Origin of the sequence: Streptomyces pathocidini, from assembly GCF_001418495.1 — a bacterium.
GTDB classification, from domain to species: domain Bacteria; phylum Actinomycetota; class Actinomycetes; order Streptomycetales; family Streptomycetaceae; genus Streptomyces; species Streptomyces pathocidini.
In genome coordinates this window covers 1-10,912 of sequence record NZ_LIQY01000574.1, presented here as the reverse complement: position 1 = coordinate 10,912, position 10,912 = coordinate 1, and the positions used below count along the sequence as shown (strand labels likewise).

10 protein-coding genes and 1 pseudogene are annotated in these 10,912 nt (G+C 73.8%); 8 read left to right on the top strand and 3 right to left on the bottom strand.

The features are described 5' to 3' along the window. The 4 genes from AOK16_RS22860 to AOK16_RS22845 all read left to right on the top strand — a co-directional run. Positions 1-660, top strand: a 660-nt coding sequence (locus tag AOK16_RS22860) for an SGNH/GDSL hydrolase family protein (RefSeq protein ID WP_055474040.1), incomplete at its 5' end; no start/stop codon positions are given. Between the two features lie 103 nt (positions 661-763). Continuing rightward, complete coding sequence (gene purB, locus AOK16_RS22855) at positions 764-2,197, top strand: adenylosuccinate lyase (RefSeq protein WP_055474039.1); 1,434 nt, start codon at positions 764-766, stop codon at positions 2,195-2,197. 125 nt (positions 2,198-2,322) lie between these two features. After that, positions 2,323-2,820 carry a G/U mismatch-specific DNA glycosylase gene (mug, locus tag AOK16_RS22850; RefSeq protein WP_055474038.1) on the top strand — a complete coding sequence of 166 codons (498 nt, stop codon included), beginning with the start codon at positions 2,323-2,325 and terminating at the stop codon, positions 2,818-2,820. Positions 2,821-2,902: 82 nt separating this feature from the next. Beyond that, positions 2,903-4,060 carry an ROK family transcriptional regulator gene (locus AOK16_RS22845; RefSeq protein ID WP_055474037.1) on the top strand — a complete coding sequence of 386 codons (1,158 nt, stop codon included), beginning with the start codon at positions 2,903-2,905 and terminating at the stop codon, positions 4,058-4,060. A gap of 42 nt (positions 4,061-4,102) precedes the next feature. Here the strand turns inward: AOK16_RS22845 and AOK16_RS22840 are convergent, their stop codons facing one another. Continuing rightward, on the bottom strand, positions 4,103-4,864 hold the full coding sequence (locus AOK16_RS22840; RefSeq protein WP_055474036.1) for a GntR family transcriptional regulator: 762 nt from the start codon (positions 4,862-4,864) through the stop codon (positions 4,103-4,105). A gap of 280 nt (positions 4,865-5,144) precedes the next feature. On the opposite strand from AOK16_RS22840, the gene AOK16_RS22835 reads away from it, so the two are divergent. Then, positions 5,145-5,903 (top strand): SDR family oxidoreductase, encoded by a 759-nt coding sequence (locus AOK16_RS22835; protein ID WP_055474035.1) that lies wholly within the window; start codon positions 5,145-5,147, stop codon positions 5,901-5,903. 44 nt (positions 5,904-5,947) lie between these two features. On the opposite strand, the gene AOK16_RS22830 is transcribed toward AOK16_RS22835, so the two are convergent. Continuing rightward, entirely contained in the window at positions 5,948-6,841 is an 894-nt protein-coding gene (locus AOK16_RS22830) for an RNA polymerase sigma-70 factor (protein ID WP_055474034.1), read from the bottom strand. A 112-nt stretch (positions 6,842-6,953) separates the two neighbouring features. Between AOK16_RS22830 and AOK16_RS22825 the strand changes: the two genes are divergently transcribed. From AOK16_RS22825 to AOK16_RS22815, 3 genes and pseudogenes are all read left to right on the top strand, one after another. Then, positions 6,954-7,613 (top strand): NADPH-dependent F420 reductase, encoded by a 660-nt coding sequence (locus AOK16_RS22825; protein WP_055474033.1) that lies wholly within the window; start codon positions 6,954-6,956, stop codon positions 7,611-7,613. Between the two features lie 165 nt (positions 7,614-7,778). Next, positions 7,779-9,365: an alkaline phosphatase D family protein gene (locus AOK16_RS22820; RefSeq protein WP_055474032.1), complete on the top strand. Its 1,587-nt coding sequence runs from the start codon at positions 7,779-7,781 to the stop codon at positions 9,363-9,365. Between the two features lie 208 nt (positions 9,366-9,573). Next, a pseudogene (locus tag AOK16_RS22815) lies at positions 9,574-10,152 on the top strand (N-acetyltransferase family protein); the annotation flags it as partial. 180 nt (positions 10,153-10,332) lie between these two features. On the opposite strand, the gene AOK16_RS22810 reads toward AOK16_RS22815, so the two are convergent. After that, the coding region (locus tag AOK16_RS22810) for a PLP-dependent transferase (RefSeq protein ID WP_205627762.1) at positions 10,333-10,912 on the bottom strand (580 nt) is incomplete at its 5' end.

Sequence of the window (10,912 nt, the reverse complement as noted above, 5' to 3'; positions counted from 1 at the left end):
GCCGGGCGCCTCGCGGCCCGCGCGCCCGGCTTCCGCTACGCCAACCTCGCGGTGCGCGGCAAGCTCATCGGGCAGATCGTCGACGAGCAGGTGGACCTCGCCGCGACCATGGGCGCGGATGTGGTCACGCTCGTGGGCGGGCTCAACGACACGCTGCGCCCCAAGTGCGACCTGAACGAGGTGTGCGACCGGCTGGAGGAGGCCGTCACCCGGCTCGCGCCGAGCTGCCGACGGCTCGTCCTGATGCGCAGCCCGGCCCGCCGCGGCCCGGTGGCGATGCGCTTCCTGCCGCGCATGGAGCGGCTGTTCGCGCATCTGGAGACGCTGGGGCAGCGGCACGGGGCGGTGGTGGTGGACCTGTTCGGCGCCGAGGTGCTGGGCGACTCCCGGCTGTGGGCCGACGACCGGCTGCATCTGAACGCCGAGGGGCACCGGCGGGTGGCCGAGGCGGTGTGGCAGACGCTCGGGCACGAGCCGGCGGAGGACTGGCGGGCCGCGCTGCCGCCCGCCGTACCCGCGCCCTGGCCCGTACGGCAGGCCGGGCACCTGCGGTTCGCGCGCGAGCACCTGGTGCCGTGGATAGGGCGCCGGCTGACCGGCCGCTCCTCGGGCGACGGCCTGCCGCCCAAGCGCGCGGAGCTCCTGCCGTACGAGGCCTGACCTCCCGCTCGGACCTTCGTACGAGTCGGCGGCCGGGCCCGCGTCGGAGCTCTGACCAGGGCGGGGCGCTGGCCTGCGGCTACGGCCAGTAGAATCTGGCCACGTGACCTCCAAGCCCCGCATTCCGAACGTCCTGGCCGGCCGCTACGCCTCCACCGAGCTCGCCGTCCTGTGGTCCCCCGAGCACAAGGTGGCGCTGGAGCGCAGGCTCTGGCTCGCCGTGCTCCGCGCGCAGAAGGACCTCGGCATCGACGTTCCGGAGCAGGCGCTCGCCGACTACGAGCGGGTGCTGGAGCAGGTGGACCTCGCCTCGATCGCGGAGCGGGAGAAGGTCACGCGCCACGACGTGAAGGCCCGGATCGAGGAGTTCAACGCCCTCGCCGGACACGAGCACGTACACAAGGGCATGACCTCCCGCGACCTGACCGAGAACGTCGAGCAGCTGCAGATCCGGCTCTCCCTCGAACTGGTCCGGGACCGCACGGTCTCGGTGCTGGCGCGACTGGGCCGGCTGGCGGCCGAGCACGCCGAGCTGGTGATGGCGGGCCGCTCGCACAACGTGGCGGCGCAGGCCACCACCCTCGGCAAGCGGTTCGCGACCGCAGCCGACGAACTGCTCGTCGCCCACGGCCGGTTGGAGGACCTCCTCGGCCGCTACCCGCTGCGCGGGATCAAGGGCCCGGTGGGCACCGCGCAGGACATGCTCGACCTGCTCGGCGGCGACACGGGCAAGCTGGCGGAGCTGGAGCGGCGGATCGCCGAGCACCTCGGCTTCGGCCACGCGTTCACCTCGGTCGGCCAGGTCTACCCGCGCTCCCTCGACTACGACGTGGTGAGCGCGCTGGTGCAGCTGGCCGCGGCGCCGTCCTCGCTCGCCAAGACGATCCGGCTGATGGCCGGGCACGAGCTGGTGACCGAGGGCTTCAAGCCCGGCCAGGTCGGCTCGTCCGCGATGCCGCACAAGATGAACACCCGCTCCTGCGAGCGCGTCAACGGTCTCGCCGTCATCCTGCGCGGCTACGCCTCGATGACCGGTGAGCTGGCCGGCGACCAGTGGAACGAGGGCGACGTCTCCTGCTCCGTGGTGCGCCGCGTCGCGCTGCCGGACGCGTTCTTCGCCTTCGACGGGCTGCTGGAGACCTTCCTGACGGTGCTCGACGAGTTCGGCGCCTTCCCCGCGGTCGTGGCCCGCGAGCTCGACCGCTACCTGCCGTTCCTGGCCACCACCAAGGTGCTGATGGGCGCGGTGCGGGCCGGGGTCGGCCGGGAGGTCGCGCACGAGGTCATCAAGGAGCACGCGGTGGCGTCCGCGCTCGCGATGCGCGAGAAGGGCGCGGAGCGCAACGAGCTGCTGGACCGGCTCGCCGCGGACGAGCGGATCCCGCTGGACCGGGGGCAGTTGGACGCCCTGATGGCCGACCGGCTGTCCTTCACCGGCGCCGCCTCGGACCAGGTCGCGCAGGTCGTGCGGCGGATCGAGGAGGTCGCGGCCCGGCACCCGGAGGCCGCCGCCTACTCCCCCGGGGCGATCCTCTGAAGCCTCCGGCGCCCCGGCCGCCGTCCTCCCGGCCGCCGTCGAACCAGCCGCCGTCGAACCGGCGTCGGGCGCCCCGGCCGACTCCCGAAGAGCTGGCGGCCGCCCGCGGCAAGACCATCGAGGACGTGCTCGCCGACGGCCTGCACGTGCTGTTCTGCGGCATCAACCCCGGCCTGATGTCGGGCGCCACGGGCCACCACTTCGCCCGGCCCGGCAACCGCTTCTGGCCGGTGCTGCACGCCTCGGGGTTCACACCGCGCCAGTTGCACCCCTCGGAGCAGCGGGAACTGCTCTCGTACGGGCTCGGCATCACCAACGTCGCGGCCCGTACGACGGCGCGGGCGGACGAGCTCACGGGCGAGGAGCTGCGCGCGGGCGGGCGGATGCTGCTCGAGAAGGTGGAGCGGTACGGGCCGCGGTGGCTCGCCGTGGTGGGTGTGACCGCGTACCGCGTCGCCTTCGGCGACCGGCACGCGCGCGTGGGGCCGCAGGAGCGCACCGTCGGCTCCACGCGGGTGTGGGTGCTGCCCAACCCCAGCGGGCTCAACGCGCACTGGTCGGCGGCGGCGATGGCCGAGGAGTTCGGGCGGCTGCGGGAGGCCGCGGGCCTGCCCGTGGCCTGAGGTCCGGGGACCGCCGTACGGCTGTCGAGCAGGCGTTCCAGCGGCTACGATCCGGCTCGAACGCACGGGAAAGGGGGCCGGATTGGCGCGGCTCACCGGCGGGGACCCCTCCCTGCTGCGACGGATCAACTCGGCCGTGGTGCTGCACGCGCTGCGGGACGCCGGCCCCGCCACGCTCACCGGCCTCGTCCAGTCCACGGGCCTGTCGCGGCCGACCGTCGAGGGGGTCGTCGAGGGCCTGATCGAGAGCGGTCTGGTGACCGAGGTGCCCGCCGAGGAGGGCGAGGCGCGCCGCCAGGGGCGGCCCGCGCGGCGGTTCCGCTTCCGCGCCGAGGCCGGGCACCTGCTGGGCATCGAGATCGGCTCGCACCGGATCTCCGTCCTGCTCTCCGATCTGCGCGGCCGGGTCACCGGTTCCGCCGCCCACGAGGTGGCGGAGGCGGCCTTGGCGGACGAGCGCCTGGAGAAGGCCCGTTGGCTGGTGGCCGACCTCCTGCGGCGCGCGGGGGTGGCCCGCTCCTCGCTGCGGGCGGTGGGCGTGGGCACGCCCGGGGTCCTGGCGGCGGACGGCAGCGTGCGGCTGTGCACCGCGCTGCCCGGCTGGACCGGGCTGCCGCTCGGCGAGCGGCTGCGGCGCTCCTTCCGCTGCCCGGTGCTGGTGGAGAACGACGCCAACGCGGCCGCGGTGGCCGAGCACTGGAAGGGCGCGGGCGTCGAGTCGGACGACGTGGTGTTCGTGCTGGCCGGGCTGAGCCCGGGCGCCGGCTCGCTCATCGGCGGCCGGCTGCACCGGGGTTTCGGCGGGGCGGCCGGGGAGATCGGCGCGCTGCACCTGCTGGGGCGGGAGGCGACCCCGGAGCAGGTGCTGTCCACGACCGGCGAGCCGCTGTCCCCGCTCGACGAGGGGGCGGTGGCGCGGGTGTTCGCGCGGGCCCGGGAGGGCGACGCGCCGGCGCGGCAGGCCGTCGAGCGGTTCGTGCAGCGGCTGGTGCACGACGTGGCGGCCCTGGTGCTGGCGCTGGACCCGGAGCTGGTGGTGATCGGCGGCTGGGCCTCGGACGTGGACGACGTGCTGGGGCCGCTCCGCGGCGAGCTGGACCGCTACTGCCTGCGGCCGCCCCGGGTCGTGCTGTCGATGCTCGGCGAGGCGGCGGTGGCAACGGGCGCGCTCCGACTCGCACTTGACCATGTGGAGTCGGAGCTGTTCGCCGTGGAGCCCACCGCCGCCGCGCTTCGCTGAGCGAACCGCATCGATCGCTGGACGAGCCGCCTCAGGAGGGCCTCAGGAGGCCCGGCGGCTCTCCTCGTGGTGGGTGATCTGGACCGAGCCGGTCTCGCCGAACGTCAGGCGGCAGGTGTCCGCACGGTACGTGGCGACGGCCACCGCGACCGTACGGCCACCCGAGACGTAGCGGGTGGTGACCACCAGGACGGGTGCGCCGGGGAGCCGGTCCAGCTGCTTGGCGTCGTCGGCGCGGGCCGAGCCGAGCTCCACCGCCCGCTCCTGGCCCTCGAGTTCGAGCCGCCGCAGCTCGCGCAGCACAGCGCGGGCGTGCGGTGCGCCCCGGTCGCCGATGGCGGTGAGGCCGGGCACGGATCCGCCCGGCACGTAGAGCAGTTCGGCGGCGACGGTCTGGCCGTGGGTGATCCGGCTGCGGCGCACGGTGTGCACCGGCTCCCCGGGACGCGCGCCCAGCAGCCGGGCGATCGCGGCGGGGGGTGCGGCCTCCTCACAGCCGACGGGCTGCCAGCCGTCGGCCGTGGAGCCCGGCCAGCTCTGCTGTTCGCCGCCGACGTCCACGCCCATGCGGGGCGGGGCGACCGTGGTGCCCACGCCGCGTCTGCGCTGGAGGCGTCCTTCGAGTTCGAGCTGCTCGAGCGCCTGGCGGAGGGTGGCCCGCGCGACGCCGAACCGGGCGGCGAGCTCCCGCTCGTTGGGCAGGATCTCGCCCACCTCGAACTCGGAGTCCAGCGCGTCGCTGAGCACGGTCTTCAGGTGCCAGTACTTGGGCTCCGGCACCGTTTCGAGCTGCGTGGTCCCCACCCTGTCCTCCGCAATCACCGTGTCCCCAGCGGGATTTTTGACGCCCTTGTTTATTAAAGGTTCTTGCACTACTCCTGCGACCATAAGTCGGCACCCCCACTTGGTCAAGACCAATCCTGGTTCGGACGAACCCTCTTGCACGGCAACGCCGCACACCGTTCACACGGCATTCGCGCATCCGCGGCGGGGACCGGGCCGCCGGCGACGGTCCCGGCGGAACGCTCCCGGCCCGCCCCGGTGTAGCGTCGCCGATCATCGGCCCAGTGGGAGGCGGCGAGCGATGGACCAGGCCAAGGACCACGTCACGGTGGTCACCGGAGGCAGCCGGGGCATCGGCGCCGCGGTCGCCGTACGGCTGGCGGCGGCCGGCCACCGGATCGGCATCGGCTACGAGCGCGACCGCGAGGCGGCCGAGCGGACCGCGGCCGCCGTACGCGAGGCCGGCGCGCGGTGCGTGGCCGTCCAGGTCGACACCAGCGCGGACGAGCGGGTCGAGGCACTGTTCGACACGGTCGGGGCGGAGCTGGGCCCGGTTACCGGGCTGGTCAACAACGCCGGAATCACCGGCCCGTTGGGCCGCTTCGCGGACACCTCGCCCGAGGTGATGCGCCGCGTGGTGGACGTCAACGTGACGGGCGCGCTGCTGTGCGCGCGCCGGGCCGTACGGGAGATGTCGACCCGGTACGGCGGCAGCGGCGGGGCGATCGTCAACATCTCCTCGGGCGGCGCGACGCTGGGCTCCCCCGGCGACTATGTGCACTATGCGGCGAGCAAGGCGGCCGTGGACGCGATGACCGTGGGCCTGTCCAAGGAGCTGGCGGCGGAGGGGATCCGGGTCAACTGCGTGCAGCCCGGCATGATCGTCACCGATATCCACGCGGCGATGGGCGACCCGGAGCGGCCCTGGCGCCGGGCGGACCGGATCCCGATGGGCCGCCCCGGCGAACCGGAGGAGGTCGCGGGCGCGGTCGCCTGGCTGCTGTCGGCGGAGGCCTCGTACACCACGGGGGCCGTGCTGCGGGTCGCGGGCGGGATGTAACCCGTACGGCGCGGGGCCGCCGCGTCTGTGGCGCCCGGCGCCGTTCAAGGCGCGAGCAGGGCGAGCTTGTCGGGGTTGCGGATGATGTACACGCAGCCGATGCGGCCGTCCTCGGTCACGTCCAGGGAGAGCACGCTGTCCGGCTTCCCGCCGGAGAGCACCAGCACGGCCGGGGCGCCGTTGATCTCCCGGATCCGGAACTCGCCTTCGAAGAGCGGCTTTACGGCGACGGCGGCGAGGAAGCGGCCGACCTTGTCCGCGGTCTCCAGGACCCGCAGCGGCGCCTTGGCCTTGCCGCCGCTGTCGCCGACCAGCCGGGCGTCGGGCGCGAGCAGCGCCAGCAGCCCGTCGAGGTCGCCGCCGCCCGCGGCCGCGAGGAACCGCTCGGTGAGGTCGCGCCGCTCGGTCGGGTCCACGGCGAAGCGGGGCCGCCGCTCGGCGACGTGGCGCCGCGCGCGGCCCGCGAGTTGGCGTACGGCGGGCTCGGCGCGCTCCAGGATCCCGGCGATCTCCGCGTACGGGAAGCCGAAGGCCTCGCGGAGCACGAACACCGCGCGCTCCAGCGGGGAGAGGGACTCCAGCACGACCAGCACGGCCAGCGACACGGAGTCCGAGAGCGCCATCCGCTCCGCGGCGTCCGGGACCGTGCCCGCGTAGTCGGTGGCGATGGGCTCCGGCAGCCACGGGCCCACGTAGGTCTCGCGCCGGGAACCGATCTGGCGCAGCCGGTCGAGGGCGAGCCGGGTGGTGACGCGTACGAGATAGGGGCGGGGCTCGCATACGGTCTCCCGGTCGGTGCGCGCCCAGCGCAGCCAGGCCTCCTGGACGACGTCCTCGGCGTCGGCCGCCCGGCCGAGCATGCGGTAGGCGACCCCGGTCAGCAGGGGGCGCTGCTCCTCGAAGGCGTCGGCGGCGGCGCCGGCGGTGTCCGTGGCCATGGCAGACATCCCACCCGAATGACCGCGCCGTGTCCAGACGCAAACGCTGCGTGACGCAACACAATGACCCTGCCGGCCGCCCCGACCGTGGCGGCCCGTCCCGGGAGGTGTGGTGAAGTACGGCGTACTGGGCACCGGCGACGTCGGCCGGACCCTGGCGGGCAAGCTGGTCGAGCTGGGCCACGACGTGGTGATGGGCTCACGGAGCAAGAGCAACGAGAAGGCGCTGGCGTGGGCTTCGGAGGCCGGTCCGCGCGCGGGCACGGGGACGTTCGCGGAGGCGGCGGCGTTCGGCGAGCGGGTGGTCAACGCGGTCACGGGCACCGCGGCACTGGAGGCGCTGGAGGCGGCGGGCGCGGCGCATCTGGGCGGCAAGCTGCTGATCGACGCGTGCAATCCGCTCTTCTTCGAGGAGGGGCGGCTGCGCCTGTCGCCGGTGGAATCGGACAGCGTGGGCGCGCGGATCCAGCGCCGCTTCCCGGACGCGCGGGTGGTCAAGGCCCTCAACACCGTCAACTGCCAGGTCATGGTGGAGCCGGGCCGGGTGCCGGGCGACCACCAGCTGTTCGTCTGCGGGGACAGCGCCGAGGCCAAGGCCGACGCGGTGGCGCTGCTGGGCGACTTCGGCTGGCCCGCGGAGCGGATCCTGGACCTGGGCGGCATCGAGTCGGCGCGCTGCACGGAGATGCTGATGCCGTTCTGGTTCACGCTGATGGGGAGGTTCGGGCACGCCGACTTCAACTACGAGATTCGGCGCGGCACTTCGTCCTAGCGCGCGTTCCCGCCCGCGTACGGCGTGCCGCTTTCCGGGGGCCTGCATCCGGTTGTTCACTGGGGGTTCCGCTGCCGGGCATCTGGTGCCGGTAGCAAGCCGGTAGCAACAGGACGGCATCACGGACGGCCGGGAGAGCGGCCGGTGGACAGGGGAGGTTGCGGAATGGAACGGGGATCCGGTCAGGGAGTGGGGCGGCGCGCGGTGCTGCGGGGCGGGGCTGCGGCCTCAGCGGGCCTGGCGGTGCCGGCCGCGCTGCCGCCGGCCTGGGCGGCGCCCGCGCAGGCGCTGTCGGGGCGGCCGTCGGCCCGTTGGGGTATGCAGGTCGGAGACGTGACGTCCTCCTCGGGCCTGGTGTGGGTGCGGTCCGACCGGCCGGCCCGGGTGGTGGTGGAGACCTCGGCGACGGAGTCCTTCCGCAACGCGCGGCGCGTACCGGGCCCGTTGACCGGCCCTGGCACCGACTTCACCGGGACGGTGCCGCTGCGCGGGCTGCCGCCGGGCCAGCAGGTGCACTACCGGGTGGTGCTCGCCGACCCGGAGGATCCGCGGCGTACGGGCGAGCCGGTGTACGGCACGTTCCGTACGGCGCCGACGCGGCGCTCGGACGGGGTGCGGTTCCTGTGGTCGGGGGACCTGGCCGGGCAGGGCTGGGGCATCAACCCCGAGCGGGGCGGGGGCTATCCGATCTTCGAGGAGATGCGCCGCCGGAACCCCGACTTCTTCCTGTGCAGCGGCGACACCATCTACGCCGACGGGCCGCTGGCAGCATCGGTGGCACTGCCGGACGGCCGGACCTGGCGGAACGTCACGACCGAGGAGAAGGCGAAAGTCGCCGAGACGCTCGCGGAGTACCGCGGGAACTTCCGCTACAACCTGCTGGCCGAGGACCTGCGGCGGTTCAACGCGCAGGTGCCGTCGATCGTGCAGTGGGACGACCACGAGGTGGTCAACAACTGGTACCCGGGCGAGATCCTGGACGACGCCCGCTACACCGAGAAGCGGGTGGACGTGCTCGCGGCGCGGGCTCGGCGGGCGTTCGCCGAGTACTTCCCCCTCTCCTCGCTGCGGGCCAACGGTGAGGGCCGGGTGCACCGGGTGGTCCGGCACGGCCCGCTGCTGGATGTGTTCGTGCTGGACATGCGTACGCATCGGAACGCGAACTCGCCCGGGCGGCAGGTGAAGGACGCGCAGGGCATTCTGGGGTCCGAGCAACTGGCCTGGCTGAAGCGGGAGTTGGCGCGCTCGCAGGCGGTGTGGAAGGTGATCGCCTCCGACATGCCGCTCGGGCTGGTCGTGCCGGACGGTACGGCGGACTTCGAGGCGGTCGCGCAGGGCGCTCCGGGGGCTCCGCTGGGGCGTGAGCTCCAGATCGCGGAGCTGCTGCGCCACATCAAGCACCGGCGGATCACGGGCACGGTGTGGCTGACGGCCGATGTGCACTACACCTCGGCGCAGCACTACGACCCGGCACGGGCGGCGTTCGGTGACTTCGCGCCGTTCTGGGAGTTCGTGTCCGGGCCGCTCAACGCGGGTGCGTTCCCGGCCAACGCGCTGGACGCGACGTTCGGCCCGGAGCGGGTGTTCGTGAAGGCCCCGACGCGCGCGAACGTCTCACCCGCCGAGGGCTTCCAGTTCTACGGCGAGGCGGATATCGACGGCCACAGCGGCGAGTTGACGGTACGTCTGCGCGAGCAGGGAGGGGCCGTACTGTTCACCAAGACGCTGCGACCTGGACGCGTGGGGCAGTGAGGGGCGGGGCGGTCACGGGTAGGGGCGTGACTGAGGCGCTTGGGCCGTGATGGGCGAGGGCACGCTTGGGCCGTCGCCGGGGGCACTCAGGCCCTGGAGGCCAGATATTCGGCCAAGGTCGAAATCAGGCCATAAGCAGTCCAAGCCGTCCTTAACCCGCCGGTCACAGAGCGTTCGTGATCACGCAACACCCGTCAGGCAGGGTGGTCGCATGACTGACGTTCTGACCCTGCCGGAGGCGAACGAGATCACCGTACGGCGGGCCGACACCGCCGACCTCGACGCGGCGCTCGCGATGCACGGGCGCTGCTCGAAACGCACCCTGGGGCTGCGCTACCACGGCCCGGTCGGCGACGCCGACAAGTACCTGGCCCACCTGCTGAGCCCCCGCCACGGCCACACCCTCGCCGTGGAGAGCGCCTCGGGCCGGATCGTCGCGCTGGGCCACCTGATGTGGGACGGGGACGAGACCGAGGTCGCGCTCATCGTCGAGGATGCCTGGCAGCGGCGGGGCATCGGCGCCGAACTGCTGCACCGGCTGGTCGCGTTGGCGGTCGAGACGGGCTGCGGGAACGTGTACGCGGTGACGCAGTCCTCGAACACCGGCATGCTGGCCGCGATGCGGGGGCTCGGTCTGCCGCTGGAGCACCGGATCGAGGAGGGCACCATGGTCGTCACCGCCCGCCTCGGCCTGTCCCCCTTCGGCCACCACGGCCCGCACGACGGCCCGTACGGCACGCGAGAGCCCGCAGCCGACGCGACGGCGGACCACGCGCGACTGAACTAGCCGCGGATTCCCGCCCGTTCGCCGGAGGACGGCAACCGTTTCAGCCACACCGACCTGGCCGAAACCCCGCCGACCGGACCTCATCCGGCTGAACTAGCCGGGGGTTCCCACCCGTTCACCGGAGGCAGCCGCCGCATCCAGCCACACCGGCCGGGCCCGACCAGGCCACGCGCGGCCGAACTAGCCGAAGATTTCCGATCGTTCACCGGAGGCGGCCGCTGTTTCGGCCGCGGCGAGGGCGACGTCGAGATCGCGCCACAGGTCCTCCTCGTCCTCCAGTCCCACCGACATCCGCAGCAGTCGGTCGCCCACCCCGTGGGCGCGGCGGTCGCCCTCGGCCACGATCCGGTGGCTGATCGAGGCCGGGTGCTGTATGAGCGTGTCGACGCTGCCGAGGCTGACGGCCGGGGTGATCAGCCGCACCCCGGCGATCACCTCGTGCGGGTCCCCGTACACCTCGAAGGCCACCATCGCGCCGCCGATCCGCGGGTAGTGGACGCGGGCGACGCGCGGGTCGGCGGCCAGCCGCTCGGCGAGGCGCGCCGCGGTCGCGGACGCTGCCCGTACGCGTACGGGCAGGGTGGCCAGGCCGCGCAGCAGGAGGTAGCCGGCGAGCGGGTGGAGGACGCCGCCGGTGGCGAACCGGACCTGGCGCAGCCGCCGGGCGAACTCCTCGTCGCAGGCGACGACTCCGCCGAGCACGTCGCCGTGCCCGCCGAGGTACTTGGTCGCGCTGTGCAGCACGATCCGCGCGCCCAGC

Coding starts and splice junctions, on each gene's coding strand:
- AOK16_RS22835 (WP_055474035.1), top strand. CDS start 5,145: ATGGACCAGGCCAAGGACCACGTCACGGTGGTCACCGGAGGCAGCCGG.
- AOK16_RS22830 (WP_055474034.1), bottom strand. CDS start 6,841: ATGGCCACGGACACCGCCGGCGCCGCCGCCGACGCCTTCGAGGAGCAG.
- AOK16_RS22820 (WP_055474032.1), top strand. CDS start 7,779: ATGGAACGGGGATCCGGTCAGGGAGTGGGGCGGCGCGCGGTGCTGCGG.